Source organism: Peribacillus sp. JNUCC 23, from assembly GCF_053653995.1.
The window spans coordinates 3,861,611-3,888,211 of the sequence record NZ_CM132202.1; the positions used below are offsets into that span (position 1 = coordinate 3,861,611).

The window sequence follows — 26,601 nt, forward strand, 5'->3', positions numbered from 1 at the left end:
TAAATGACTTGAACACTTCCTACATGAGGCATTTAGATTTCACTGACAAAAATCATGTTTTGAATGATTAGATTAAGCTTGCCAGCACCGAGCATCCATAACGTTAGTTTGCTCATATTAAAATTTGATTTTTCAATTAGATTTAAAACCCATTGACACCAAGAAATCTCCTCTTTGTCCATCATGTTCCGTCGATTAAAGAGTAGATAGCGGCCAAAATGCTTAGACATCGTATCTCCCCGATGCTTTTGTTCCAACTCTGTTATTGTATCTGTTCGAAAAGCAACTTTTTGTTCAAGATCTGAAATTCGATCCTGAATTAATTTTTTCGCATTTTCCTCATCCGATAACCAAATGGAATTTACCTTAATCAGAAACTCATCTCTCATAATTGGATCAGATGGAGATTCCATAACCCATTTTTCTAACGTTTCTCTACCTTTATCTGTAATCGAAAATATTTTTTTATCCGGTTTCCCAGTTTGGATAACTTCTTCAAATATAAGAAGCCCGTTCTGTTCCATTTTGGTTAAACGAGGATAAATTTGACTATGTTTTGCAGGCCATACCGCATCTAAATACTGCGCTAATTCATATCCCGAGCATGGTTTTCTACCGAGTGCACTGAGTATTGCATATCCAAGAGTATTCATCATATCCCCCCATTCATAAATAGGAGCAACCTTAATGTTGCACAACTAAAACTATTTGTTTGATCCAGAGATTAAAAACCCTTTCATTATTCTCTAAAATACACATATAGTATATACCAAATAATTTACTTATGACACCCGCAGTTCATTTAAGCGTTCGGTACATTCTTTCGTTCATACACGAATCGTGACTACCAAACTTACCAACGACTAATCACATGGCGTTCATATTCTACCATTTAAAATCCTTTGATCTACCTAAAAAAGCTCGGCAACCTTTTTGATTGCCGAGTCCTAATAATCAATACTTCCTTAAAAAAGAAGGTTTCGTGTTAAACCATTCTTCACTAATCAGTTGATGGCATTCGGTAAATATTCTTTCTATCGTTTGCGTTTTGTTCGCTAGTACACGAATGGTAAAGCCCTTTACTGATAACATAGATAGTCCAAGCTTATATTCTTGTTCGTTATGGTCCATTGACTGATACAGCCGGTCAAGTAATTCGGCGTTTGTTTGTTCACCAATTACAATCATCGAACCTAAATGGGTGTATCCTTCCATGAAGCCAATCTCCTTCATATCTTGAACAGCTGGATTCAATTTGATATGATCATACATCACTAACTCATCATCCATATAGACTTCATTCATTAATTGAAGCTGATCATAGCTAAATTGTTTGCCATCAGGTGACCATCCTGGTGTAATAATATCTGAATAAATGAGCGTAGCACCTTGCTCCATCCGAATCACATTTTTTTGTTTATATCGAGCATTACGATACATGATAAGTGGATCAGGAATATATTCTAGATAACTGCCTTTTTTCAGAATAAATTCCGTTTCCTGATAGGCATGTTGATTAGGCGTTTTATAAACTTTTGTAGCTGATTGTGTGGTCAAGGTTAGTTTCGCTTGTTCTTTCAACGAAAATTGCAATTGATAGCGATCTCCATCTAAATAGCCGCCGCCCGGATTTAATATATAGTAACAGGCTTGTCCAGAATCATCATGGTATATTGGGCGCATGACTTTCAACGCGCCCTGGAAATACACATTTTTAGCAACGGTCTTACCTTGACGTTCTTCCACATCTAAACGCAGAGTCCCTGTCCAGTTTTCCATTTATTCCAATCCTTTTAAAAGTGCATTCTTCTTAATCCAATCGATCACTTGGTCAAGGCCCGAATTATCTTTTAAATTGGTGAAAACAAACGGTTTATCCCCACGGTTAACCTTCGTGTCTGACGCCATAACATCAAGGCTTGCACCAACGTATGGCGCTAAATCTGTTTTATTAATGATGAATAAATCAGATTTAATCATACCTTGTCCACCTTTACGCGGAATTTTTTCCCCTTGAGCCACATCAATAATATAAATAGAGAAATCAACCAATTCAGGGCTGAACGTCGCTGCAAGATTATCGCCGCCACTTTCAACAAAAATAAGTTCAACATCTGGATGCTTCTCTTTTAATTCATCAATCGCTGCAAAGTTCATCGATGCATCTTCACGAATCGCTGTATGCGGGCATCCGCCTGTTTCAACGCCAATGATACGATCTTGTGGCAGGACTCCATTATTCATTAAGAATTTAGCATCTTCTTTTGTATAGATATCATTCGTCACAACCGCCATGCTAATTTCACCGTCTAAATGTCGAGTCAGTTTTTCTACTAACATCGTTTTCCCTGCTCCAACAGGTCCGCCTACGCCAATTTTAATGGGTTCCATTAAAACACACTTCCTTTTTTTCAATAATTAAGACATAAAAATACGAATATTTACACGTTCATGTTTCATTTGAGCTAATTCTAAACCTGGTGAAGTAATACCAAAATCCGCTTCATCCAGATCCTGAATTTTCTCAGTTGCCTTCACTAACTCTTTTTGAAACTCTTGAATTGTTTTCTGACCTGCAGTCTGACCTAACGGAATGGCCCGAACCGCATTTTGAATCAAGCTTGAAATAGCAGAATATAAATAATAGAGAGTAGTCGTAGACTTGGGAACACCAAGATGATGGCCGATGATCGTAAAGACAATGCTAGAATGTCCAAAGGATTTCTTCTCCTTGATACGATTTCTATATTCGGATAGTACAGGCACATCATATAAAGCTTCCACAAGACTTAACATACGTTCACCCATTCTTTGGGTACCATCCCTAGTTTCACGCGGCAAACTTTGAACGGTCAGCATTCGGTCTAACTTCCATATTTTTTGGAAGTCATTATTCTCTAAAGCCTCATATACGAGATGAGAAGCAAGCCCATCTGAATAGATGAGCTGCTCGTTCAAGTAAACATGAAGCCATTTTGCAAACGTTGCTTGATCATGTACTTTACCTTCTTGAATATACGTCTCCAAACCATATGAATGACTAAAGCCACCAGTTGGAAGGTTTGAATCGCATAATTGAAATAAGGAAAGAATATTAGGATTCATGGCTATGTCCAATATGACGAAATGCCTGTTTCACTTTCCGGTCTTCCCGTCTGAAAGGAATTTTCAGTTCTTGTAGCAATTCTTCTACAAGATAATCGTATTGTACGAGCATCTCATCCTCTTCAAATTGAGCAGGTAAGTGACGATTCCCTAATTGATGAGCAATGGTTCCCATTTCTTGCAATGAACGTGGACTAATAATGATTAAATCATCCGATAAGACGTCGATGATAATCATGTTTTTATCATCCATAAATAAAACATCACCAGCAACAAGATCACGAGGGTCTTTTAAACGAATCCCAATTTCCGTACCATGATCTGTTGTCACTCTTTGAATTCTTTTCACTAAATGAGCACTTTCAAGATAGACCTTTTCTTTATGGCGCTTGTCTAAATCTTCTTTTGCCATTTGTTCAATATTGGTCACAATTTTTTCGATAATCAATGCTTTCACCTCAGAATAGGAAATATCGTTGCCCCATCGGTACAGTTTCAACTGGTTCACAAGTAATAAGTTCACCGTTTACGGTTACCTCATATGTTTGTGGATCAACAGTGATAGTAGGCGTTTCAGAATTATGTTTCATATCTTTTTTCGTTAAATTTCGGATACCATGAACTGGAAGAATCATTTTTTCCAAGCCAAGTTTCTCATGCACTTTATCATCAAATGCTGCTTGAGAAATGAATGTGATCGAGCTTTTCGCTAATGCTTTTCCAACCTGTGCATACATCGGACGGTAAATCACCGGTTCCGGTGTTGGAATGGATGCATTTGCATCTCCCATTAAGCTCTCTACAGCAAAGCCATTTTTCAGGATCATTTCAGGCTTCACACCGAAAAATGCTGGGGACCAAAGAACTAGATCGGCAATTTTTCCGACTTCAATTGAACCAACATATTCAGAGATTCCGTGTGTAATGGCAGGATTGATCGTATATTTAGCCACATAACGTTTTGCACGGTTGTTATCAGAAAACTCACTGTCGCCTTCCAAGATTCCGCGTTGTTTTTTCATTTTGTCTGCTACTTGCCAAGTACGTAAAACAACCTCGCCAATTCGTCCCATCGCTTGTGCATCTGAGCTGACCATACTAATGATCCCCATGTCATGAAGAATATCTTCTGCTGCAATCGTTTCTTTTCTAATCCGTGAATCAGCAAATGCAAGATCTTCAGGAATTGATGGATTTAAATGATGGCAAACCATTAACATATCTAAATGCTCGTCGACCGTATTAACCGTATAAGGTAAAGTAGGATTCGTAGAAGATGGAAGAACATTCTCATAGCCTGCTGATTTGATTAAGTCAGGAGCATGTCCGCCACCTGCACCTTCCGTATGGTACATATGAATCACTCGATCTTTAATGGCAGCCATTGTGGTTTCCATGAATCCACCTTCATTCAGTGTATCTGCATGGACCGCTACTTGAACGTCATATTTATCAGCTACGCGTAATGCATAATCAAGGGCTGAAGCTGTTGCACCCCAGTCTTCATGAACTTTTAAGCCGATTGCGCCAGCGCGAACTTGCTCGATAAGAGGCTCTTCGGATGCCGCTTGTCCCTTACCTGTGAACCCAACGTTGATTGGCATTCCTTCCGCTGCAAGAAGCATACGATGCATATTCCATTCTCCAGGAGTAACAGTTGTCGCTTTTGATCCAGCGGCTGGACCTGTTCCGCCGCCAATTAATGTCGTCGTACCAGAAGATAATGCCGTTTCGATTTGCGTTGGATTAATAAAGTGAACATGGGTATCGATCGCACCAGCTGTAACAATCAATCCTTCTCCAGCGATGATTTCTGTGGAAGCACCAATAACGATATCCACATTATCTTGCACTAAAGGATTTCCTGCTTTCCCGATTCCAGCGATTTTCCCGTCACGGATGGCAATGTCTGCTTTAACAATCCCTGTATAATCCAGGATTACTGCATTTGTAATCACTAGATCTGGCACACCATCTGCTCTCGTTGCAAGAGGATGTTGTCCCATTCCATCACGAATTACTTTTCCGCCGCCAAACACGACTTCTTCTCCATACGTTGTATAATCTTTCTCAATTTGAATCAAGATATCTGTATCTGCTAAACGAATTGAGTCCCCTGTAGTCGGACCATACATTTGTGAATATTGCTTTCTAGACATTTTGTAACTCATTACTTACGCCCTCCTCGAACAGATCCATCCACTTTATTATTAAATCCATACACACGTTGTTCCCCAGCAAAACTAAGCAATTCTACTTCTTTTTCATCGCCTGGTTCAAAACGAACCGCTGCACCTGCAGGAATATTCAAACGTTTTCCGAATGCTTCTTCTCGATTGAATTGAAGCGCCTCATTTACTTCATAAAAATGAAAGTGAGATCCAATTTGGACTGGACGATCGCCTGTGTTGATGACTGAAAGTGTATTTAATGTTTTACCTTCATTGATCATAATGTCTTCTTCTTTTAAAATGTATTGTCCTGGTATCATTCTATGATTCCTCCTGTCGCATTCTATCCTAGTTAAACTGATCATCAGTCGGCGATGAAAAAACCTCACGGATGGAGGCTTCACTTTATCTAATAGGATTATGAACCGTTACTAATTTTGTTCCATCTGGAAAAGTCGCTTCTACTTGAATATCGTGAATCATCTCAGGGATACCTTCCATCACATCTTCGCGTGACAAAATCGTTGCTCCATATTCCATCAATTCAGCCACCGTTTTTCCATCTCTTGCTCCCTCTAACACTTCGTACGTGATAAGAGCTACTGATTCTGGATGATTTAATTTTAATCCTCTATCTTTTCGTTTCTTAGCAAGATCACCAGCCACCACAATCATGAGCTTGTCTATCTCACGTGGTAATAATTTCATAGTAAAACCTCCTTGATATTATGTAGTGACTCATCCGAGGGCAAAGCTCCCCTTAATAAAGAACCACTTTTGTTCTGATGCAAAAAAAGGGAATCGAACATTCTTAATAATGTTGTCCGATAATTCTGTGTTCTCGTTGTTGAAACCCTTAGATTTTCCATCTTTTTTACTATATTTTCAAATGTAATAAAAAACCAAATACCATACATTTTTTGTTAAAAAAAGTAAAACATTCGGAAATTATCTGATTATTTTGTCGTTTGTTGTCGATAAATGTTTGATTCCCTTGATGCAATCATATATCATAATTTATATATATATCAAGTTTCATATATTTTTTTTATGCATTTTTAATTTCTCACACTAGCAACCACTCATTAGACTGAGAGGGAAGAACGGGCAAATAAAGTGAAAGGGTTTTACGGCAGTTGTCCCCCACCTACGATTCCTCTAAGCCTTGAGGTGGGGTCTTGACTGCCCGTTAATGCGGGATAAATACTAGACAAGTAAGGAACTTAGTCATTCTTAGACGCTTGCTCTTTTATTGATTATTCATATGAAAAAATCATGGACTTTGGTTAGGAGGTATTGAAGAAAAAAGAAGGTATTGAAGAAAAATGGAAGATTTTTTAACTCGAAAACTTTTCAAATGGAAGATCGCTAGATTATTTTTCTGATATAATGATAAAATCTCAGAAAATCTTTTTAAAAAATGAGATTTATCAATCGTTTTTATGTAAGTTCGTACTTTTTTACATTAGCCCTCTCTTTGAATCGATATTGATACATGACAGAAACATGTTATGTGTCAGAGGATAATGGTTTTTCTTAAAGTTTATGAAAAAGATTCAAGTGGATTTAAAACGATCAAAAATTCCAGCGAGAGGTGAGTATTATGCAAAAGAACAACAATGCTACATTAACAGAGGGAACGTTTCTTTCGTTAATTTCGGCATCATTGAAAGGAATTTCTCAAGTTATCTTGATTGAGAATGTTATTACTGGATTAATCATTCTACTATCCCTTACACTTTATTCGTATTATTTGGGATTGATTGCTCTAATATCCGCCATTATTGGTACCCTGATTGGCAAATTGGGAGGAGCCAATGAGGATAGTGTGAATCAAGGTTTATTTGGATATAATTCTGTACTAACGGGGCTTGCACTAACATTGTTTTTAACAGGAGCCAATCAATGGATTATCGTTTTAATTGGTGCTGCTGTAGCGGCGATTTTAACAGCTGCCATGATGCATTTTATGAGAAATACAGGGATTCCAATTCTTACGTTCCCTTTTATAATAGTGACTTGGTTTACACTCCTTGTTTCTTATCGTTTTGAGGCGATCCAATTAAGTACCGCATTAGTGCCTCAAGATTTAGCACACTGGGAACTAAATATAGCAGGAAAGGTAAATTGGTTGGAAGGGACTTTTACTGGAATTGGACAAGTGTTTTTCCTGGATAATCCCTATTGTGGTGCCCTATTATTTATTGCCGTATTTTGGGCTGGTTGGAAATTTGGTCTCTTTGCCATTTTAGGTAATGCCGTTGCTTTGCTCACATCATATTGGCTAGGTGGAGAACATTCCTTAATTTTCATGGGTCTTTATGGCTATAATGCCATTTTAACTAGTTTAGCCGTAGCGATTGTATTTAAACATGAAGGTAAACATGTTGCATCCATATCAGGTATATGCGCAGCTTGTTTAACCGTACCTATTACAGCAAGTGTAACGACTTGGCTATTACCTTATGGACTTCCAGCACTGACAATGCCTTTCGTTCTCACTACTTGGATGTTCTTAGGGGCAAAGAAAGTTCTCCCTAAATTGTAATAAAGAAGAATCCTGTTACTAAAATAACTAATTCATTTCCTCTAAAAAGAGGGTGTCTCAAAAGGGTCTGCCTTTCCACTTTGAGACACCCTTTTTTTTGAGGATAAATTCTTATCTATTCTATTGGTATCTCCCTCTTATTTCTTTTAAGAAGGTGATGTCTCCCACAAATATCTCCTAGTATAGTTCGAGAAAACAAATGTCATTCATGCATTTTGTCCCCAGCATATGAAGCTCCTCAATATTTCCTCTCTTTAATAATTCCCTATATGATTTTGTTTAGGATACACATTGATCACTTAATCATCAAATTCAACTTTTAAAATTTGTCCACTAGTTGCATCTACTTTAACTTCTGCTTTACGGCTATTGTCTGTAATTATTTCAAATTCGTAAACTATGCGATGGTCATCGCCATCCAATTCTGTTTTAGTTACAGTCCCTTTCACTTTTTGTAACGCTGTTTTTTTTGCATCTTCTACTGAAATTGTTGGAGATACGTTTTGAAGTGCGCTTATATCTTCATCAATTTCAACTTTTATTACTTTTCCAGTAGTTGCATCTACTTTAACCTCTGCTTCATTGTTGCCGTCTGTCATAAGTTCAAATTCGTAGACTAAGCGATTGTGATCGTTATCCAATTCTGTTTTAGTTACAGTCCCTTTCACGCTTTGTAACGCTGTTTTCCTTGCACTTTCTTCTGAAATTGTTGCCGATACATTTTGAAGTGTTCTTATATCTTCGTCATCAATATCAGCTTTATCCCGAACATCTTGTTCGACTTTTAATACTTTTCCTGTCAATGCATCAATATCCACGTCATATTCTGTATCTTGATTGATAATCTCTACTTCGTATTCTTTTCTTCCGTTATCTGGATCTAAATGAATCTGCGTTACTTGACCTCCTTTAGATACGCCTAAAGCTATCTCTTTTGCATTATCTATACTAATTGTTTTCGATACTCTATTCATATTTTCAGTTGACGGTTGGTTTGCTGCCATTGCATAAGCTCCTCCTACTAATCCACCTACAACTAAAACTCCAGTTAATATCGTTGTTGCTAATTTCATCGTTTAAAACCTCCTGCTTGTTTGTTAGTTATATCATAACGTCTCAAGTTTAAAGATTATGAAAGAGAATCTTAGAATTCCCTTAGAAAAGAAAAAAATTTTATAAAAAACAACCATGAGCGTCTGGTCCAAACCCTACGATGAAAAAGGTTCAGGATCTAAGAACTGTATCACCTGATGAAGGTGGCGGTGCGGAGCTGATTTTGCGAAGCCCCGCCCCTTTTCCACAGAAAAACGGCATTCATAGTTTTTATTATTAAATGGCTAATAGTTGCCAAACTGCTGCTGATAAACATCTTTATCTAAAATCAATGAAGTTTTGTCGATCACCGACTTGCTTGATTTATATTTAGAAACCATTTTATCTTCTGTTAAAGAACAAGTTTAAAATTCCCTTAAAACAGAAGAGTTTAACTAAAAAGAGTATTTTTTTCTCCCGCAAAAAAACGTGTAGCAGAACGCTACACGTTTAATCATCCTTGTCCTTGTCATTGTTCGTATCAACTGAAATGGACTCAATTTTCCCAGAGTAAGGATTAATTATAACTTCTACTTTCTTGTTCTCCGATTGCTTGATTTCAACTTCGTAAACAAGCTGGCCATCTTCTTCCTCTAATTCGACTTCATGAATCGTTCCATGAAATTTGTTTAAAGCAATCTCTATCGCTTGATCTATTGTAATTTGAACAGCATCGCTTGAAAAAGGACTTGTTTGATTGTTTTTATTTGATTTAGCGATCGGTGCCTGCTGATTTATTTTTGGTGTTGCAGGGTTTTGCGCTACCGGCGTTTGCTCTGTAGGAATTTGCTCCGCAGGCTTTTGTGAAGTCGATTGTTTTACCATTGCAAGTACTTCACCTGTCTGTCCATTGACAACTACCTGATATGAAATCTGATCTTTTAGCAATTTAATGGAATAATTGAGCTTATCCTTTTCTTGAAAAACACTAATATTCTCAATGGTTCCTCCATATTTCTGTTGGATCATCTGACTGACATTCTCTTCTGGAAGGATAGAACTCGGAGTAGTAAATGCTTCTTTAACACCGTACCAGCCACCTAAACCAATGATTAGAATGAAGGATATTATCAATGCGCTCTTCTTCATTCTTTCACCTCCAAATGTTATTGAAACATAGTGTAACATAGCATTCTTAGAGAAGTCTGAGAATCCCCTTAAAAAATTTAAAGTGGTAATTCAATTGTGACTGTTGTACCTTTTCCTTCTTCACTATCCATATGAATCTTCCCGTTATGAGCAGCGACAATTCTTGTTGCAATAGGCAATCCCAATCCTGTTCCACCTGTTTCTCTCGTCCTTGCTTTATCTACTCGGAAAAATCGTTCATATACATGTGCTAGATCTTCTTTCGGAATCCCAATACCATAATCCCTAATAGCGATGAATAAGGAAGAAGCAAGGCGAGTAATCGTAATGTCAATGGATTTTTCGCTATATTTAATTGCATTATCTACTAAAATATAGAGTAACTGTTTGATCTTTTTTTCATCTGCACGAATGATCGGATTATTTGTTTGTACATCAATCGAAATCGTTCTCTTAAAGGCAAACTGTAGATGCTTTGCTGTATCCCTACAGACTAAACTTACATCCACTTCCTCTATATGCATCTCCCATTGTTCATCGCCTTTAGCAAGGAGTAACATTTGTTCCGTTAGCTGCTTCATTCGAATGGCCTCGGAATGAATGGCTTCGATTGCTTCTTCCAAAATATCAGGGCGCTTCATTCCCCAACGCTTTAACATATTTGCGTAACTTTCTACAACGGTAAGTGGCGTTTTTAATTCATGGGAAGCATCTGATACGAATTGCTCCTGTTTTTTATAATTTTCCTCCAATAAATCCATCATATTGTTAAATGTATTCGCCATTTTATCTAGTTCGTCATTTGATTTTGTATCACGTCTGATTTTTTTGAAAGTCCGTGATGCCTGAATCTCTTCCATTGTCTGAATAAGGGATTTAATCGGCCGTAAGATGACTTGACTTAATACACGACCGCCCAAGATAGTTGGAATTAAAATAACAAGGGAAGCGACAACTAAAATGAATTTTAAAATTTGTAAAGAATCCTCAACATCTTCTAATGGTTCCGTCACTTCAAGCGTCACGACATCACCATTTGTCCAAATAATCGGTGAGTGTGAAATGGCGTATAAATGATTTTCAATGTTTTCTACGGTTGTTTGTTCAGATGACTTGTATGAATAGGGCAGAACATTAAGTTCAGTTTGGTCTCTAATAACGATAAGCAACGGTTTACCTTTTGGCGGAAGTATACGAACCATTCCATTAGGAGGTAAATACGCTCGTAATAAAGTGGCTGGATTACTCGCTGGATTACTTGCTGGTTTTAATCCTTCTACAATATTTTTACTTTCCACTTGAAGCCGTTCAATGGCGTTATCAGTCATCGTTTTTTTAAAAATAAAATAAACCGAGCTATTAGCAACGACCAAAAGAATAAATATTAAAAGGGTTGATGTGAGAATGATTTTAGTTTGCAGCTTCATATATTATTCCTTTAACATATATCCAACACCACGAACTGTGTGAATATAAGGAGTTGGAAATGGTGTGTCAATCTTTTTTCGTAAATATCGAATGTATACATAGACAACATTGGAATCACCGAAATAATCAAATCCCCATACATTCGTTAACAATTGGTCAAACGTTAAGACTTGATTTTTATTTTCCATTAAATAGATAAGTAAATCATATTCTTTTGGCGTTAGCTCAATCGATTGATTCTCTCGTCGTACTTCACGTGTTTTTGGGTCAATCGTTAAATCGCCAATTTTAAGAGATGTAGGAGTCATGTCTTCTGGTGATGCCGATGGAAGACGCAGCCAGACGCGAATACGTGCAAGTAATTCTTCAATTTCAAACGGCTTTGTAATGTAATCGTTGGCGCCTAAATCTAATCCGCTTACTTTATCAGGCAGTGCATCACGTGCCGTTAAGATAATAATGGGCGTTTGGTCATCGGTTGCTCGAATGCGCCTTAACACTTCAAGTCCATTTAATTCAGGTAACATTACATCTAATAAAAGAAGATCCCATTGTCCTTGTTGAAACATGTTGAACCCATCTAATCCTGTATACGCAGTTCCTGTTTCATATCCTTCATACTCGAGTTCTAATTGAATGAGACGGGCAATTTTGCTTTCATCTTCGACGATCAATATTTTCCCTTTACTCATTGGTATCCTCCTGCTCTCAAAGGTTCGTAAGATGAAAAGGAAAACCATACATTTTATCACCTTTGATTTTTAGTATTTCATAATGAATCCTGATTTATTATTTGTCGTATGACAAGTTAAATGAACTTCCAAAACTTACCTGATGGACATTTCCTACAAAACGAATATGGCGTTAAAACGCCACCATTTACTATGAAGGATCCACCCTGTAGCACGCTACACTCGCTTAATCACAATGGTGGCGGTGCGGAGCTAGAATTTTAGATGCTTTATCAGTATACCTGTTTAAGTAGACTGATTTTATTAATAAGTAGCGAAGACCAAGTCCCCATGGCCTCAGCTTTTTGTTATGCTAAAATGGGAAGTATACCATAGAGATTGGAAAGTTGCATAAGGAATAAGGAGGAGATTGTGATGAAAACGAGGATTGAAACGATTGAAAGTTTTTGGGTAATAGGCTATAAACACGTAGGTACTACCGCTGAAATCCCGCAAATATGGGACAAGTTAAATGCAACCTTAAAAACAGATAACATTCCAGTTGATACGTTTTACGGTGTCTGCATCGATTTTGATCGTGAAGGGAAACTACACTATCTTGCAGGCATTCAAGATTTAGCAGAAGATTCCAATAGGAAAAAGGTGAAAATAGAGGCGGGACGCTATATCGTTGCTACAGTGGAGGGCGGCATTCCAGGAATCAAACCCACATTCCAAGCTTTGCATGAGAGATCAGATATCCAATTTAGATTTTCACCAAACTTTGAGAAGTATATTTATCCAGTAGGAGCAACAGAAGATGTGATTGAGGTTTGGATGCCGATTGAATAGTCTTGTCAATTTTATGAAACCGATACGCCCTATAAGATAAAAATCTCATCTTATTTATATCTTCAATCTTCACTAGCTACCAGATGATTCCCTTCACACTTTAAATTCAAGGTTATCACTTTACGAAGAAGCGCTTAAAACATTCATTTAAAAAGCATTCCATTCACGTCTATTACGGGATGCTTTTTTCTGTGGAAAAGGGGCGAGGCTTCGCAAAATCAGCTTCCCACCGCCACCTTCATAAGGTGATACAATGTGAGAACCTGAACTTTTTTCATTGTTTTAGTTTTAGAGCAGGTGCTCATGGATGTTTTTATGCCCCCTTAAGAAAAACCATCACCGATGATTTAATCATATAAAAACAAAAAAACGACCCACCCAGACTAAATACAGTCTGAAAGTGAGTCAGTTTTTACTTAATTCGCAACGATATTAACAAGTTTACCCGGTACCGCAATGACTTTACGTACGGTTTTTCCATCAATTTGTTCTTTAATTGCGCCGTCGCCCATAGCGATTTCTTCTAACTTTTCTTTCGTTGTGTCTGTTGGTACCATTAGTTTTGCTTTCACTTTGCCGTTAATTTGGATCACAATTTCGACTTCATTGTCGATCATTTTTGCTTCGTCATAAGCAGGCCATGTTTCGTATGTGACTGTTTCTGTAGCCCCGAGTCTTTCCCAAAGTTCTTCAGCAATATGTGGGGCAACCGGTGATAACATTTTCACGAAACCTTCAATATACGGTCTCGGAAGTGTGTCCGCTTTGTATGCCTCATTGATGAAGACCATTAATTGTGAAATAGCTGTGTTGAATTTCAAAGTCTCGTAGTTTTCTGTAACTTTCTTCACCGTTTGATGATACACTTTCTCAAGCTTGCCGCTGTCATCTGTATCGACAATTTTGTTAGTGATTGTGTCGTCATCATTAACAAGTAAACGCCAAACACGGTCAAGGAAACGACGGGCGCCATCAAGTCCATTTTCAGACCAAGCAATCGATGATTCCAAAGGTCCCATAAACATTTCATATAGACGTAGAGTATCAGCACCATGGCTATCGACGATATCATCTGGGTTTACTACGTTCCCTTTTGATTTACTCATTTTTTCATTATTTTCTCCAAGAATCATTCCTTGGTTGAAAAGGTTTTGGAATGGTTCAGATGTTGGAACAACGCCAATGTCGTACAAGAATTTATGCCAGAAGCGGGCGTACAATAAATGAAGGACCGCATGCTCAGCTCCACCTATATACATATCGACTGGCATCCATTCTTTTAACTTTTCCGGATCAGCAATCGCTTCTGTATTGTTCGGATCGATATAACGTAGGAAGTACCAGCTGCTACCTGCCCATTGTGGCATTGTGTTTGTCTCACGACGCCCTTTTCTGCCATTTCCGTCGGTTACATTCACCCAATCATGGATGTTTGCAAGTGGTGATTCACCTGTACCGGATGGCTTAATGTCTGTCGTTTTCGGTAACAGAACCGGAAGCTCAGATTCTTTAACTGCTTCTGTTGTACCATCTTCCCAATGAATGATCGGAATCGGTTCTCCCCAGTAACGTTGACGGCTAAATAACCAGTCACGAAGACGGAATGTTACTTTCTTCGTACCGATTTCTTTATCCTCCAACCACTTAATCATCGTGGAAATACCGTCTTCTTTATTCAAGCCGTTTAGGAATTCAGAATTCACATGCGGACCATCGCCTGTGTATGGTTCTTTCGTCACGTTCCCACCCGCTACGACTTCTTTAATTGGCAAGTCAAATTTAACTGCGAATTCGTAGTCACGCTCATCATGAGCCGGTACTGCCATAATAGCACCTGTTCCATAGCTCATCAGTACATAATCAGCAATCCAGATTGGCATTTTTTCACCATTAACTGGGTTAATTGCATAAGCACCTGTAAAGGCACCTGTTTTGTCTTTTGCTAACTCAGTACGTTCAAGGTCGGTTTTATTTTTCACTTCTGAGATATATTGTTCAACTGCAGCTTTTTGCTCAGGCGTTGTAATTTTGTCAATAAACGGATGCTCCGGTGATAACACCGCATAGGTTGCACCGAAAAGTGTATCCGGACGAGTCGTGAAGACTGTAAACGTATCATCATGACCTTCAATATTGAATGTCACTTCAGCACCTTCAGAACGGCCGATCCAGTTACGTTGCATATCTTTAATATTTTCTGGCCAATCGACTGTTTCAAGATCATCAAGTAAACGGTCAGCATAAGCAGTGATTTTTAACACCCATTGTCTCATCGGACGGCGTTCAACCGGATGTCCTCCACGTTCACTTAAACCGTCAATGACTTCTTCGTTCGCCAATACCGTGCCAAGTGCCGGACACCAGTTTACCGCTACTTCATCAATGTATGCTAATCCTTTTTCAAAAAGCTTCGTGAAAATCCATTGTGTCCATTTATAATAGTCTGGATCTGTTGTATCAATTTCACGATCCCAATCATAAGAAAAACCTAATGCTTTAATTTGGCGACGGAATGTGTTGATGTTATGCTGCGTGAATTCCGCTGGGTCATTTCCTGTGTCAAGTGCATACTGCTCTGCCGGAAGTCCAAAAGCATCCCAACCGATTGGATGAAGCACATTATAACCTTGCATTCGTTTCATCCGTGCCAAAATATCGCTCGCTGTATAGCCTTCTGGGTGACCAACGTGAAGTCCTGCCCCAGATGGGTACGGGAACATATCAAGCGAGTAAAATTTCCGTTTGCCGGATTCTTCACCCGTTTTAAACGTTTTATTTCCTTCCCAAAACTGTTGCCATTTCTTCTCAATCGACCTATGTTTAAAACTCATCTTAGTTTCCTCCTCATTTTTAATAAAAACCGTTATCGGTCTTTATTTCCATAATAAAAGTCCATAAAAAAACCCCTCATCCCTATAAAAAGGGACGAGAGGATTATGTATATAATCAACCCGCGGTACCACCCAAATTGGCGACTTTAACCATCGCCCCGCTCCAAATCCGTAACGTGGATGAACGTCAGGCATTACTAATCCTTCATGCCTGAAACTCAAAAGGCGAGTTCGCGATCATTCCTGGTTGACTTGCACCATCCGTCAACTCTCTACACAGGTTCTAATCGGTACTACTCCTTATCACTGTCTATATTAGAATATTTAATTATATAGTCATTCTAGTGAATTTTCACAGGAAAAGCAAGGGCTCTTTCCTATTCTGATCATGTTTTTCTTTATATATGCATGATGTTGGGAAAGAGTTCCTTATTTTACCGGATAGACTATGCTTTTACCTTCGTTTACACGCTTTTGCATTTTATCGAAAATGAAGACAGTTCCGATGCCTAATACAACAAAGATTGTTAATACAGCGAACATCATATCCATTCCTCTTGTATCAACTAGGAATCCTCCTAGCAGCGGTCCAATCATTCGGCCACCTGTAGCCGTACTATTGACGATCCCTTGATAAAGACCCACTTTCCCTTTTGTCGCAATCTCTCCTGCCACAGCTGGAACCGCGGGCCAAACGAACATTTCACCAATCGTTAAGATCACCATAGCCGTCATGAATCCAGCAAAGCTACTTGACGTCGCGGCCACTGCAAACGAGAGAATGAAAATGATCATGCCGACAATTAGCTGGATTTTCAAAGTTTTCGCAAACCATTTAATAACAAGTGCCAATAGTGGTTGAGCCAGAACGATAAACGCACCATTGACTGTCCATAGCAAGCTGTACTGCTTAAGTGAAATCCCTATTTCCTGTGTATATGCAGCGATTGTTGACTGCCATTGAACATAGCCAATCCAACACAAGAAATAGCCAATACATAAAACAAGCAGCGGATATAGCATTTTATTAGAAGGTGCAGTCGATTGTTTTTCCTGAAGGATGGACGCTTGTGCCGCTGCATCCCCTTGAATCCCTCTAAATCCAACCAAAGCAACAAAGAAAAATAAGACGTACATCACTGTATTGGCAAGAAACACATATTCAAACGAATAAGACGCAATCACACCGCCAAGAGCTGAGCCTACTGCAACACCAAAGTTTTGGGCAACGTAGACCGCATTATACGATTTTCTGCCGCCTTCCTTCCAAACAGTACCAGCCATTGCAAAAATAGCCGGGAACACGATACCTGTCCCAAATCCTGAAATCGTTAAAAAGATCACATATGGCAGAAATTCATGATTCCAAGCCATCCCAACTGAAGATAATAACGTTATAATCACGCCAGCCATTGCAGTCCGGTATCCGCCAAGTTTATCAAACAAGCCACCACCACAAAGATTGCCGACAACACTTGCAAGGGCATTGGCAAGCAACACAAGCCCTGCCATCGATAGCGTTTTTCCTAAATGGTCATGAAGATAGATTGTATTTAAAGGCCATAAAAACGAAGAAGCAGTCACATTCAGGGTCATTCCAATAATTAAAACCCATAAAGCACGCGGCATCATTATGCACCTGATTTCTATATATATTTCAACAACTATCCTAGTTTAGAGGTTTTCTTCGGGAGGAGCAATACTTTTTTAGGTGGGAGAATATTTACAAAATTGGCTGTTAATTCGGCTAAGTTTGCTCCTTCGTTCTTCAATGTACGGGCACTCACCTATCTCCTAACAACACATTAAAATTATTCAACATTCCAAAAATACAGTGTTATCCATTAAACAAATCCTTTACAATAGTGACATGTAGTTTTTGTCGAACAATGAACTGAAAAAAGGAATAGTTGAAATGAGGCCAGCGGAATGAATGATAACAATAGTAGACTTAGGGAAAAAAGCATTGTGTTGATTGGATTTATGGGTGTGGGTAAAACAACGATTGGTGAAATGGTTGCCAAGAAATTGTATCGAGATTTTGTTGATATCGATCAAGAAATTGAAAAAGAATACAATATGGCAACTTCTGAAATTTTTAAAAATATTGGCGAAAAGGCATTTCGTGAAAAGGAGAAAAGTGTAATTAGCGCATTCAGTAAACAAAGGCTGAAAATCATCTCTGTAGGTGGAGGGGCTTTTTTACAAGAAGAGATACGAAAAGTTTGTTTAGAACATTGCATTGTTATTTATCTAGACCTCTCTTGGGAATCGTGGAAGGAAAGAATCAGCCTGATTATTGATAGCCGGCCGGTATTGCAAGGGCGTTCCATTGAAGAAATTGAAGAGCTTTTCAATTCTAGAAAACCGATTTATTCGCTTCATAATTCGAAGGTAGAAACGGATAATCTCGAGGCATGCGAAGTTGCCGATTATATTGTCGAATCATTAAAATTAGCTTGGGATCTTCATGAACCACGCTAAAAGCTGACTAAAGAGGGAGTGTCTCATAGGGTTTGCCCCTTTGCTTTTGAGCCGCTCCCTCTTTAGTTTAGGGTCAACATTGTCTCATATTTTAGCGATTCAACACAATCATATTGTGCTGCATTTGTTGAATTTGGTTTCTCATGAGTTTCAATTGCTCTCTTTGCTGAAGATTGCCACTAGCAACAAGAGTTTCAATCTCATTAGCAGCAGTCTGTAGTAAACCTTGAGCTTCTATATACGACTCATTATTATAATGCTCTTGCTTTGCACCTTGTGTGTACTCGTCAGAAGCAATGCGAAGAACCTCCTCACATTGCTGTAGGCAATTTTCTACCGATTGTCTCGTCGCCATTTTTTTCCCCCTACACAACCAATTTGATGACTTTCACCATCCTTTATATTTTGGACCTTCTCACCAATGATTATCATCGGTAAGAAAAGGAATTTACACAATGAATAAATGGATAAGGAATATCAAATAATTTCTTTAAGGAGCAGATTAAAAGGACTCTCCATATCGAAGAGTCCTTCATTTTATTATTGATTCGTATCTGCATAAACAGCCATGGCATCACGCATGAATGCGGCTAAGCCTTCGCCAAATTGGTCGATATTTTTTGTGAATCGCTCATCATCAACATACATCTGACCAAGTCCTTTGAAAGCTTCAAGCGAGTAGTTACCCATCTTGTTTAGAATATCATACCACTTTTTAATGGCTGCTTGTGACTCTGGTGATGCTGGTGATTCATGTCTAAGTGCAGCCAGATTGCGATAGATTTCGTTCATTTTTTCCCCCATCGCTGCTTGTTCATCTTTTGACATTTTCCCTACTTTCGCCTTGGATTGATCAATGGCTTCATCGCCCCAACGTTCACGCGCTTCTTGTTCATACGGATTTTGACTAAAATCAAAGCCTTCGAATTTTTCTTGATTAGACATTTGAATTTCTCCTTTTGTATAAGAAATAGTTTTATCAATCGTCCTGATCATCACATCCAGCCGACTTCTCTTCTCGAGCAACAGTTTTCGATGCATGAAAAGTGCCTCTTCTCGATTAAACGTGGGACTTTTGATAATTTCTTTAATTTTCTTTAAAGGGAAGTCGAGCTCTTTGAAAAACAAAATTTGCTGCAGTGTTTCTAGATTATCATTGGAATACAATCGATACCCCGATTCTGTTATCGCATCCGGGGATAATAACCCAATTTCATCATAATGATGTAGTGTGCGCACACTAATTCCAACTAAATCAGCTACCTCTTTTACTTTCATCATTTGTTTTCCCTCCCTCTGATCTTGACTATAAGGTATTACGTAACGTTAGAGTCAACAGATTTTAAACAGAATGGTTAACAAACTAGATGAACCGTGAGATTATACTTTAAATCTCGAGGTCAGCTCCTGGAGTTCTTCGGATAAAGAGGATAAAGATAATGCAGCAACTAAGATTTCCTCCATCGCCGCTAACTGTTCTTCTGTCGCTTGTGCAATTTCATCTGTATGTCCTGCGGATTCCTTTGTTGTATTAGAAATTTCTTCGATTGAACGTGAAACAATCCCAAAGCCAGAACTTAACTGTTGTGAAGCCGATGCAATTTCTTGAATTTGCGAAGACACTTGATCAATGAAGTCAATGATCTCTTTAAATTGGCTTTCAGCTTCAGTGGATAATTCCAAGCCCGATAAAACATTTTCTTTGACGATCTTGATATTAGTAACCGTTTCGCTAGTTTCCTGCTGAATACTTTGAACAACCTCGTTAATTTGATTCGCTGAGTCATTGGATTGTTCAGCTAGTTTTCGTACCTCCTGTGCGACCACTGCAAATCCTTTACCAGACTCACCTGCCCTTGCAGCTTCAATAGCAGCATTTAACGCAAGCAAGTTCGTTTGATTGGCAATGTCATTAATGATCGAGGTGAAATTGTTAATTTCCAAGGCACGATTTGCAAGTGAGTGAACGCCTTCGTCTGCTAAATCAACAGATACATGAATATTTTCCATTTGTTCTCCTACCTGTTGTATCGACTGAGAACCATTTTCTGCTTGTTTTTTCATGACTAATGATGCTTCTGCTACCGCATTCGTATTCGAACTAATCGTTTCAATTCCTAAAAGGGCTGATTTAACGGAGCCCAAACCTTTTTCAGTCATACTCGATTGATGATTGCTACTATCTGAGATTTCCTGCATCGCAGTCGAAACGATTTCTGATGTAGCTTTGGATTCTTCTGCATTGGCAGTGAACTCATGAGATGAAGCGGCCACTTGCTTAGAAGACCTGCCAATTTGTTGAATGATTTCGCGAAGTGATGCAATAAATTGATTAAATGTTGCGGCAAACTCACCAAACTCATCTTTATTTTTAATTATGATTGCCTTTGTTAAATCTGCTTCACCTTGAGCAATGTCTCGCATCTGTTCATTTAAGATCGTTAATGGTTTTATAATCGAAACTAATAGGATAATTCCAAGTGTAGACCCAGCGACGGATGAAAGGACTGTAATCACTAAAATAACCCTTTTGCCAATTTGTGAAGTGCTATCATATTCTTCGGTTAAATAAGCAACTTCTGTTTCTAATTGATCGACATATTGATTAATCGATGGGTCTAATATGTTTTTCCTTAGCGTTCTTTCTTCACCAAAATGGGTTTCTTTTGCTGCTTGTACATGATGCGCATAAGACTGGATGACTTTCTGATTCAGTGTCCAGTATTGAGTGAAATTTTTTGTTAAATTCTCGATTGATTGCTGATACTTTTGATCAGTATCCAAACCCGTTAACTTTTTTATTTTCTTCTCGATATCTTCTGCTTTCACCTTCATACCTTCGTAATAATCATTCTCTCCCGATAACAGAAATGCCCGTTCATCATTTGACATACCTGTTATCCGATATTGGATATGTATGATCGTCTTTTGCATCTCCATTTTATTTCTAATTTCTTCATTTTTCTCTATTGTTCGATTCGTAATCGAACTAGAGATTCCCCCGACTGTTAGAATAGATGATACAAGTATTAATAGAATAAGAATTAATTTACTTTTGATTTTCATATTTGTTCTCCTTTTTGAGTATCTCATCAGCTGTAAAAAAACTGAATGACGTTAAAACGCCACCAGTTACTATGAAGAATATATCATTTAGCATGCTACACTCGCCTAATCACAATAGTGGCGGTGCGGAACCAGAATTTTGGATGCTTTCCGATAAAGTGAAATTTCCCTCAGTGGGGGGGTTAGTTGAACCAATCGAGGATTTACAGGCTGTTTATCCCCCACCTATTTACTTCTTGATTCTCTCGCAAAAATTGAGATGGGGGTATTACAGCCTGTTAAACCGGGATAAACTACGTATAACTGATAAGTAGATTGACTATTTTAGTAAGTCGTGAAGCCTAAGTCCCCATGTCCTTCATACAAAAAGGACTGAAAAAATCAACTCCTTTACTTATATCGTTTATTTAATTCATTATTTTAATAAGTTAAAGGATTTTATTTTTAGACTTAAACTGTTCATGTTATTCTGAAGGTATAGAAAATAATATGAAGGGGGTTTTAAATGTGACAGTTTTCAAAGTCCACGAAAACCAATTGAAAGAAGCAATGAAGCTTTCAGAGTATGCTTTTCAATTTCAATTAGCGGAGGATCAAATAGAAGACCGAATCGAAACGATGAAACAGCATCATCAAATTTATGGGATTAACGAAAATGATCAGCTTGCTGCAAAATTGCATCTTCTGCCCTTTTCTATTTATCTAGGGAAGAAGCAACTGAAAATGGGTGGGATCGCCGGCGTGGCTACTTATCCAGAATATCGTCGCAAAGGTTTCGTAAAGGAACTGTTAAAAGAGGCTTTATTTCAAATCAAGGACCAAGGCATGAGTGTTTCCTTCCTTCACCCTTTTTCCGTTCCCTTTTATCGAAAATTCGGCTGGGAGCTATTCACTAACCGGATGAAATACATATTGAATAAATCTGACCTTATTATGAAACATCACCCTAGCGGTACGATAAAGCGACTAAAGAAAGAGGATCATTCTGCTGTACTAGAAAGTGTTTACGAACAATACGCCAAACAATTTAACGGCATGCTTGTTAGGGAAACATCATGGTGGCAAAAGAATGTATATGGAGATCAGTTCATTGCGGTTTATTATGATGATAACAATAATGCTAGCGGGTATTTCATGTATAGTGTCCATAATAGGAAAATGACTGTAACGGAATTTATCGCACTTACTAGCAATGCCAGAATAAGTCTTTGGAACTTTATTTGCCAGCATGATTCTATGGTCGAGCAAGTTGAAATGACAATTTTCGAACGAGATCCGCTGCATTTCATGCTAAAAGAACCGCGAATCAAAGCCGAGCTGACCCCTTATTTCATGGCTCGAATTGTTGATGTAGATTCCTTTTTAGCCCAATATGATTTCCAGTGGAATCGTATTGAGCAAGGCGTTGTTTTGCATATCGAGGACGATTTATTGTTAAATAATCAAAAGTCGGTTCAGCTACATGCAGGGCAAATCCTGAACGCCCATGATACGGATGCTGGGATTCGTTTATCCATTAATGCGTTAACAACTGTCTTATTCGGCTATCAACGCCCTCGTGAACTCGTTTTAGCGGGGTTAATTGCAGGCAGTGAAACGTGTATTGAACAGCTTGAAGCGCTTATTCCGAATCGACCTCCATTTTTCTCTGACTTCTTCTAAACGTTTCAGTAGGTGATTAACGCAAAGAGGCGTTCACAAAGTAGATGGATACTTTACGAACGCCTTGCTTCTATATGATATGCCGACAGCTTACTTAGAAACCTTTTTTAATCTTGACTCGATCCCATTACATAAAGCGAAACTTTATCAAACACTCATTTATTGCTGTCTTACTCTAGTAAAAGTGGTTTAATTTCGTTCATGTTCGTACTATGCAATAAAATTAATTTCTACTAACCTTAATTAAAAGGCCTATACTTTTCTTCCACCATAATACTTCATAAAAATATAGCCTATAATTTTATGCGTTTCACGTGTATGGTTGCTGACATTTAATATTTCTTTTCACAGGAAAGAGATGAGGAAATAACTGAATTTGCTGCAGAAAGAATATTAGATTTTGTTAAGGAATCACTTGTTCCTTATTTTTTATAATACCGCTGTGTTTAGACGTTAAACATGTAGTTGAACACCAATAATTTTCTTCACTGGAAGATGAAATATTAACTTTAGAACGTCCAATAAAAAGATAAATGATTTTCCAAGAGTGAATTTGATTATAGTTCACTCTTTTTATTGCACAGTTTTTATCTAATATTCCTTATTAACTGGTATTTTCAATACAGTTTCAAACAACTTTATTGTCATTTTTAAACGACTTTGTTGTAAATGTAACAAGTTTATTTATATCAAAACATCTTTATTGTCAATCAACAAAAAAGCCGTCTGGATTGAACTTTTAATATTAAACACAATATGAAATTGAACCAGGTGCCCAAACAATACGAACTTGTATTGCTTCGGCACCTGGTTCAATATTTATTATTCTATTTTGCTTGCCCATTTTTCTGAATAAGTGAGATTTGTCCTGCATGAATACCTGTATGGTACATTAGTCTTCCAACGGCCTCTAGAGGTGTTGATGCTCCAATTGGAGATTCCATACTTTTATGCCAGTCTTCATCTGGTAACTCTATCATTGCTTCTAAGAGATATTCATTTGAAGCTGATAGCAGGTCAACTAGCTCTGCAAGATTTGTGAAGCAAGGCTTAGCTATCTCTTCTGACTTACTTTTACAAAAAAACCATTCTGCAAACATGTACTCTACTTCTGCCGTATGATGAATGAGTGAAGCAATAGTTGATTTACCTAGTTGTAGTTTAAGATCTTGTTCAGGCAATCCCTCAACAGTTTCCTGAAAACGTCCTCGAGTTGCATTCCAAATTGGTAGTACTGTGGTATAGGTCATGTTAGCTTTCCTCCTTTGCTTTGCTTTAATTTTACTCTTCAGCATCCTTCTTCTTGTCGACAACTACATGCGTAAAAACGTTTGCATCAATATCTAAGTTGAATGCCATTCCAAAGCCAACTACGTAACGTCCTTGCAATGGAGTCAATTCGAAAATCGAGAAATCTAAACCACGTAATAAATTCAGCATTTTCTCACCATGATTCGTATTAAACAGCTCAAAAATGTCCTCATTTCCTTCATTGCCAAGATTGTTCGATGTACAAGTCCAACGCACACGCTCTGTCGCAAATTTATTAGGTGTTGAAGACTCATCTGCAATTAATAACGCATCGACAAATTCATTCTTTTCCATTAGATCGTAGTGCTCTGCAATCCTGCTAATATATATGTATAATTTTCCGTCTTTCTTAACGAATGGTGCATAACTGCTAAATGGCTTTCCTTCATCATCTATCAAACTCAAAATCAAATTTTTGCGACTCTCAACAAATTGCAAATACTTTTCCTTATTTTTTTCTAAGTCAACCGTTTTTCCCATTACTGATCCCTCCAAAAATTTTGTTATATTTTGACTATCGAACAGTGCTTAGCAAATGTATACGAGGTTTTTTCTCTGCAGGGATAAGTTGAATTTCAGCATCCATTCGATACACTTGCCGAATCATGTCCTGGGTCATCACTTCATTTGACGTGCCAGACATTACCTTCTCGCCGGCTTTAACGACAACAATTCTATCGCTATAAAAAGAGGCTTGATTGAGATCGTGTAATACCATTACAATCGTCATTCCCATATCACGGTTCAGCTCTCGGACAAGCTCGAGTACTTCATGTTGATGAGAAATATCCAAGTAGGTTGTAGGTTCATCGAGCAATAATACTTTTGGTCTCTGTGCAAGTGCCATAGCAATCCATGCCCTCTGAGATTCTCCACCTGATAGAGATGCTACTGTTCGGTCTTTATACATAGATAGATGTGTTTTCTCAAGCGCCCAATGAACAATTTCCATGTCCTCGTTGTTTAATTTCTCAAACCATTTCTTATGTGGATAGCGCCCATAGGAAACAAGATCGATCACAGTCATGTCGCTTGGAGCTTCGTTTTTCTGACTTAACATGCACATTTTACGAGCAACTTGTTTTGAATTCATTGATTTTAAATCGACACCATCGAATTCTACTGATCCCTCATGATAAGGAATATTACGTGCTATCGCTTTTAGCAGGGTTGACTTTCCTGAACCATTTGGGCCAATAATCGACACTACCTCACCTTTATTTACATGAAAAGAGAAGCCACTGACTACATTCTTTTGTTCATACCGAATTGACACAGAATTCACACGAAACATATTAGAATGTCCTCCTCCTCATTAAATATAAAAAGTATGGTCCCCCTATTACCGCCATTAAGATGCCAGCCGGTACTTCCAATGGTGCGAATAAAGTTCTTCCGCCCGTATCCGCAAGTAACAACACAAGTGCTCCAAGCGCCATACTCATGGGTAATAAATATTTATAATCAGACCCGACTAGCAACCTGGCCATATGTGGCACTATGAGACCGACAAAGCCAATCATCCCTATTGCTGCCACTGAAATAGCTGCTAAAAATACTGCTAATAAAGACAGTACAATACGGATTCTATGAACATTCTCACCAAGATTCGATGCAACTTGATCACCAAGTTTAATAATGTTTACCTTACGTATAGCAAAGAAAGATAGAATCCATCCAACAATTGCATACGGGAAGACCATGAATAAAGCATTATTGCCCTTCGCTGCTAAACTACCATTAAGCCACTGAACTGCAGAAGGAAGTCGATCACTATAAATAATAGACAGGTAGCCTATAACCCCTCCGCATAACGCATTCACTGCAACTCCAGACAAAATAATAGTAATTGGTGAAATACCATTTTTTCTCCATGCAAGAGCATAGACAATCGTCGCAGCAAATACCCCTCCTACAAAAGCCGCAATCGGAATGAATTGCGTATATTCTGGAGCAGCAAGCATAATAAGAAGTACACAAACTGCTGCCCCACTAGTCACACCCGTTAAACCCGGATCTGCTAGTGGATTGCCCATAACAGCTTGCAGTAGGGCTCCTGAAATTGCGATGTTTGCACCTATAATCATGGCTAAAAGAACACGTGGCAAACGAATATCCCAAATGATCGTATCATGCACATCAGTAGTCGAAGAACTAAAGATCGTTTTTAATATTTCCGGGACAGGAATAGTTACACTGCCCAATCCAATGGCGATGATACCCGAAGCAATCATACACAGGAACGTAATGATTACGATTGTTCGGCTTCTAGATTTACTAATCACTTGAAA

General features: G+C 38.2%; 26 protein-coding genes and 1 other annotated feature. Of the genes, 5 read left to right on the plus strand and 21 right to left on the minus strand.

What is annotated here, in order from left to right; all coding sequences use genetic code 11:
- Window positions 1–32: 32 nt before the first annotated feature.
- From JNUCC23_RS18450 to JNUCC23_RS18485, 8 genes are all read right to left on the minus strand, one after another.
- Window positions 33–653, minus strand: a complete 621-nt coding sequence (locus JNUCC23_RS18450) for a PadR family transcriptional regulator (protein ID WP_454212905.1) — start codon at window positions 651–653, stop codon at window positions 33–35.
- 301 nt (window positions 654–954) lie between these two features.
- Window positions 955–1,779: an urease accessory protein UreD gene (locus JNUCC23_RS18455; RefSeq protein WP_454212906.1), complete on the minus strand. Its 825-nt coding sequence runs from the start codon at window positions 1,777–1,779 to the stop codon at window positions 955–957.
- Complete coding sequence (ureG, locus tag JNUCC23_RS18460) at window positions 1,780–2,391, minus strand: urease accessory protein UreG (protein ID WP_403068104.1); 612 nt, start codon at window positions 2,389–2,391, stop codon at window positions 1,780–1,782.
- A gap of 27 nt (window positions 2,392–2,418) precedes the next feature.
- Complete coding sequence (locus tag JNUCC23_RS18465; protein ID WP_403068101.1) at window positions 2,419–3,105, minus strand: urease accessory protein UreF; 687 nt, start codon at window positions 3,103–3,105, stop codon at window positions 2,419–2,421.
- Window positions 3,095–3,553, minus strand: a complete 459-nt coding sequence (gene ureE / locus JNUCC23_RS18470; RefSeq protein WP_062175860.1) for an urease accessory protein UreE — start codon at window positions 3,551–3,553, stop codon at window positions 3,095–3,097. The genes JNUCC23_RS18465 and ureE overlap by 11 nt, the downstream gene beginning before the upstream one ends.
- A gap of 10 nt (window positions 3,554–3,563) precedes the next feature.
- Complete coding sequence (ureC, locus tag JNUCC23_RS18475) at window positions 3,564–5,276, minus strand: urease subunit alpha (RefSeq protein ID WP_454212909.1); 1,713 nt, start codon at window positions 5,274–5,276, stop codon at window positions 3,564–3,566.
- The gene (gene ureB / locus JNUCC23_RS18480) at window positions 5,276–5,596 is read right to left on the minus strand and encodes an urease subunit beta (RefSeq protein WP_062175856.1); all 321 of its coding nucleotides are present in this window, start codon (window positions 5,594–5,596) and stop codon (window positions 5,276–5,278) included. The genes ureC and ureB overlap by 1 nt, the downstream gene beginning before the upstream one ends.
- 85 nt (window positions 5,597–5,681) lie before the next feature.
- Window positions 5,682–5,984 carry an urease subunit gamma gene (locus tag JNUCC23_RS18485; RefSeq protein WP_028392544.1) on the minus strand — a complete coding sequence of 101 codons (303 nt, stop codon included), beginning with the start codon at window positions 5,982–5,984 and terminating at the stop codon, window positions 5,682–5,684.
- An 895-nt stretch (window positions 5,985–6,879) separates the two neighbouring features.
- On the opposite strand from JNUCC23_RS18485, the gene JNUCC23_RS18490 reads away from it, so the two are divergent.
- Window positions 6,880–7,824 carry an urea transporter gene (locus JNUCC23_RS18490; RefSeq protein WP_454212911.1) on the plus strand — a complete coding sequence of 315 codons (945 nt, stop codon included), beginning with the start codon at window positions 6,880–6,882 and terminating at the stop codon, window positions 7,822–7,824.
- A 299-nt stretch (window positions 7,825–8,123) separates the two neighbouring features.
- On the opposite strand, the gene JNUCC23_RS18495 is transcribed toward JNUCC23_RS18490, so the two are convergent.
- The 4 genes from JNUCC23_RS18495 to JNUCC23_RS18510 form a co-directional block, all read right to left on the minus strand.
- On the minus strand, window positions 8,124–8,897 hold the full coding sequence (locus tag JNUCC23_RS18495; RefSeq protein ID WP_454212913.1) for a PepSY domain-containing protein: 774 nt from the start codon (window positions 8,895–8,897) through the stop codon (window positions 8,124–8,126).
- 469 nt (window positions 8,898–9,366) lie between these two features.
- The gene (locus JNUCC23_RS18500; protein WP_454212915.1) at window positions 9,367–10,005 is read right to left on the minus strand and encodes a PepSY domain-containing protein; all 639 of its coding nucleotides are present in this window, start codon (window positions 10,003–10,005) and stop codon (window positions 9,367–9,369) included.
- Between the two features lie 77 nt (window positions 10,006–10,082).
- Window positions 10,083–11,432, minus strand: coding sequence for a sensor histidine kinase (locus JNUCC23_RS18505; RefSeq protein ID WP_454212917.1), 1,350 nt, complete (start codon window positions 11,430–11,432; stop codon window positions 10,083–10,085).
- A 3-nt stretch (window positions 11,433–11,435) separates the two neighbouring features.
- Window positions 11,436–12,125 carry a response regulator transcription factor gene (locus tag JNUCC23_RS18510; RefSeq protein WP_403068081.1) on the minus strand — a complete coding sequence of 230 codons (690 nt, stop codon included), beginning with the start codon at window positions 12,123–12,125 and terminating at the stop codon, window positions 11,436–11,438.
- A 414-nt stretch (window positions 12,126–12,539) separates the two neighbouring features.
- On the opposite strand from JNUCC23_RS18510, the gene JNUCC23_RS18515 reads away from it, so the two are divergent.
- Window positions 12,540–12,956, plus strand: a complete 417-nt coding sequence (locus JNUCC23_RS18515; RefSeq protein WP_454212919.1) for a GyrI-like domain-containing protein — start codon at window positions 12,540–12,542, stop codon at window positions 12,954–12,956.
- Between the two features lie 416 nt (window positions 12,957–13,372).
- Here JNUCC23_RS18515 and leuS read toward each other — a convergent pair whose 3' ends face one another.
- Window positions 13,373–15,787: a leucine--tRNA ligase gene (leuS, locus tag JNUCC23_RS18520; RefSeq protein ID WP_403068075.1), complete on the minus strand. Its 2,415-nt coding sequence runs from the start codon at window positions 15,785–15,787 to the stop codon at window positions 13,373–13,375.
- Window positions 15,788–15,874: 87 nt separating this feature from the next.
- Window positions 15,875–16,103: a binding site (T-box leader), on the minus strand.
- A 113-nt stretch (window positions 16,104–16,216) separates the two neighbouring features.
- Window positions 16,217–17,416, minus strand: coding sequence for an MDR family MFS transporter (locus JNUCC23_RS18525; RefSeq protein WP_454212921.1), 1,200 nt, complete (start codon window positions 17,414–17,416; stop codon window positions 16,217–16,219).
- A 300-nt stretch (window positions 17,417–17,716) separates the two neighbouring features.
- Between JNUCC23_RS18525 and JNUCC23_RS18530 the strand changes: the two genes are divergently transcribed.
- A complete protein-coding gene (locus JNUCC23_RS18530; RefSeq protein ID WP_454212923.1) occupies window positions 17,717–18,271 on the plus strand; it encodes a shikimate kinase in 555 nt (184 codons plus the stop codon).
- Window positions 18,272–18,362: 91 nt separating this feature from the next.
- Here the strand turns inward: JNUCC23_RS18530 and JNUCC23_RS18535 are convergent, their stop codons facing one another.
- From JNUCC23_RS18535 to JNUCC23_RS18545, 3 genes are all read right to left on the minus strand, one after another.
- Window positions 18,363–18,626, minus strand: a complete 264-nt coding sequence (locus JNUCC23_RS18535; protein ID WP_454212925.1) for a DUF2524 family protein — start codon at window positions 18,624–18,626, stop codon at window positions 18,363–18,365.
- 185 nt (window positions 18,627–18,811) lie between these two features.
- Complete coding sequence (locus tag JNUCC23_RS18540) at window positions 18,812–19,549, minus strand: MerR family transcriptional regulator (protein WP_454216144.1); 738 nt, start codon at window positions 19,547–19,549, stop codon at window positions 18,812–18,814.
- 102 nt (window positions 19,550–19,651) lie between these two features.
- Window positions 19,652–21,337 (minus strand): methyl-accepting chemotaxis protein, encoded by a 1,686-nt coding sequence (locus JNUCC23_RS18545; RefSeq protein WP_454212927.1) that lies wholly within the window; start codon window positions 21,335–21,337, stop codon window positions 19,652–19,654.
- A 507-nt stretch (window positions 21,338–21,844) separates the two neighbouring features.
- Between JNUCC23_RS18545 and JNUCC23_RS18550 the strand changes: the two genes are divergently transcribed.
- Both JNUCC23_RS18550 and JNUCC23_RS18555 read left to right on the plus strand, forming a co-directional pair.
- Window positions 21,845–22,999, plus strand: coding sequence for a GNAT family N-acetyltransferase (locus JNUCC23_RS18550; RefSeq protein WP_454212929.1), 1,155 nt, complete (start codon window positions 21,845–21,847; stop codon window positions 22,997–22,999).
- A gap of 366 nt (window positions 23,000–23,365) precedes the next feature.
- Window positions 23,366–23,434 carry a hypothetical protein gene (locus JNUCC23_RS18555; protein WP_403071921.1) on the plus strand — a complete coding sequence of 23 codons (69 nt, stop codon included), beginning with the start codon at window positions 23,366–23,368 and terminating at the stop codon, window positions 23,432–23,434.
- Between the two features lie 392 nt (window positions 23,435–23,826).
- Here the strand turns inward: JNUCC23_RS18555 and JNUCC23_RS18560 are convergent, their stop codons facing one another.
- From JNUCC23_RS18560 to JNUCC23_RS18575, 4 genes are read right to left on the minus strand one after another with little or no spacing between them, the layout of a single operon-like run.
- Window positions 23,827–24,249, minus strand: a complete 423-nt coding sequence (locus JNUCC23_RS18560) for a DinB family protein (protein ID WP_454212931.1) — start codon at window positions 24,247–24,249, stop codon at window positions 23,827–23,829.
- Window positions 24,250–24,280: 31 nt separating this feature from the next.
- On the minus strand, window positions 24,281–24,790 hold the full coding sequence (locus tag JNUCC23_RS18565) for a pyridoxamine 5'-phosphate oxidase family protein (RefSeq protein WP_403068054.1): 510 nt from the start codon (window positions 24,788–24,790) through the stop codon (window positions 24,281–24,283).
- Window positions 24,791–24,824: 34 nt separating this feature from the next.
- Window positions 24,825–25,604 carry an ABC transporter ATP-binding protein gene (locus JNUCC23_RS18570; RefSeq protein WP_403068051.1) on the minus strand — a complete coding sequence of 260 codons (780 nt, stop codon included), beginning with the start codon at window positions 25,602–25,604 and terminating at the stop codon, window positions 24,825–24,827.
- 1 nt (window position 25,605) lies between these two features.
- Window positions 25,606–26,595 (minus strand): FecCD family ABC transporter permease, encoded by a 990-nt coding sequence (locus JNUCC23_RS18575; RefSeq protein ID WP_454212933.1) that lies wholly within the window; start codon window positions 26,593–26,595, stop codon window positions 25,606–25,608.
- Window positions 26,596–26,601: the final 6 nt, after the last annotated feature.

What these genes read in the sequence shown, in the direction of transcription:
- JNUCC23_RS18455 (WP_454212906.1), bottom strand. Translation starts at nt 1,779, where the DNA reads ATGGAAAACTGGACAGGGACTCTGCGTTTAGATGTGGAAGAACGTCAA.
- JNUCC23_RS18500 (WP_454212915.1), bottom strand. Translation starts at nt 10,005, where the DNA reads ATGAAGAAGAGCGCATTGATAATATCCTTCATTCTAATCATTGGTTTA.
- JNUCC23_RS18515 (WP_454212919.1), top strand. Translation starts at nt 12,540, where the DNA reads ATGAAAACGAGGATTGAAACGATTGAAAGTTTTTGGGTAATAGGCTAT.
- JNUCC23_RS18495 (WP_454212913.1), bottom strand. Translation starts at nt 8,897, where the DNA reads ATGAAATTAGCAACAACGATATTAACTGGAGTTTTAGTTGTAGGTGGA.
- JNUCC23_RS18490 (WP_454212911.1), top strand. Translation starts at nt 6,880, where the DNA reads ATGCAAAAGAACAACAATGCTACATTAACAGAGGGAACGTTTCTTTCG.
- JNUCC23_RS18505 (WP_454212917.1), bottom strand. Translation starts at nt 11,432, where the DNA reads ATGAAGCTGCAAACTAAAATCATTCTCACATCAACCCTTTTAATATTT.
- JNUCC23_RS18465 (WP_403068101.1), bottom strand. Translation starts at nt 3,105, where the DNA reads ATGAATCCTAATATTCTTTCCTTATTTCAATTATGCGATTCAAACCTT.
- JNUCC23_RS18565 (WP_403068054.1), bottom strand. Translation starts at nt 24,790, where the DNA reads ATGGGAAAAACGGTTGACTTAGAAAAAAATAAGGAAAAGTATTTGCAA.
- JNUCC23_RS18540 (WP_454216144.1), bottom strand. Translation starts at nt 19,549, where the DNA reads ATGAAAGTAAAAGAGGTAGCTGATTTAGTTGGAATTAGTGTGCGCACA.
- JNUCC23_RS18510 (WP_403068081.1), bottom strand. Translation starts at nt 12,125, where the DNA reads ATGAGTAAAGGGAAAATATTGATCGTCGAAGATGAAAGCAAAATTGCC.
- JNUCC23_RS18485 (WP_028392544.1), bottom strand. Translation starts at nt 5,984, where the DNA reads ATGAAATTATTACCACGTGAGATAGACAAGCTCATGATTGTGGTGGCT.
- JNUCC23_RS18545 (WP_454212927.1), bottom strand. Translation starts at nt 21,337, where the DNA reads ATGAAAATCAAAAGTAAATTAATTCTTATTCTATTAATACTTGTATCA.
- JNUCC23_RS18560 (WP_454212931.1), bottom strand. Translation starts at nt 24,249, where the DNA reads ATGACCTATACCACAGTACTACCAATTTGGAATGCAACTCGAGGACGT.
- JNUCC23_RS18525 (WP_454212921.1), bottom strand. Translation starts at nt 17,416, where the DNA reads ATGCCGCGTGCTTTATGGGTTTTAATTATTGGAATGACCCTGAATGTG.
- JNUCC23_RS18570 (WP_403068051.1), bottom strand. Translation starts at nt 25,604, where the DNA reads ATGTTTCGTGTGAATTCTGTGTCAATTCGGTATGAACAAAAGAATGTA.
- ureB (WP_062175856.1), bottom strand. Translation starts at nt 5,596, where the DNA reads ATGATACCAGGACAATACATTTTAAAAGAAGAAGACATTATGATCAAT.
- JNUCC23_RS18530 (WP_454212923.1), top strand. Translation starts at nt 17,717, where the DNA reads ATGAATGATAACAATAGTAGACTTAGGGAAAAAAGCATTGTGTTGATT.
- JNUCC23_RS18535 (WP_454212925.1), bottom strand. Translation starts at nt 18,626, where the DNA reads ATGGCGACGAGACAATCGGTAGAAAATTGCCTACAGCAATGTGAGGAG.
- ureG (WP_403068104.1), bottom strand. Translation starts at nt 2,391, where the DNA reads ATGGAACCCATTAAAATTGGCGTAGGCGGACCTGTTGGAGCAGGGAAA.
- JNUCC23_RS18450 (WP_454212905.1), bottom strand. Translation starts at nt 653, where the DNA reads ATGAATACTCTTGGATATGCAATACTCAGTGCACTCGGTAGAAAACCA.
- leuS (WP_403068075.1), bottom strand. Translation starts at nt 15,787, where the DNA reads ATGAGTTTTAAACATAGGTCGATTGAGAAGAAATGGCAACAGTTTTGG.
- ureC (WP_454212909.1), bottom strand. Translation starts at nt 5,276, where the DNA reads ATGAGTTACAAAATGTCTAGAAAGCAATATTCACAAATGTATGGTCCG.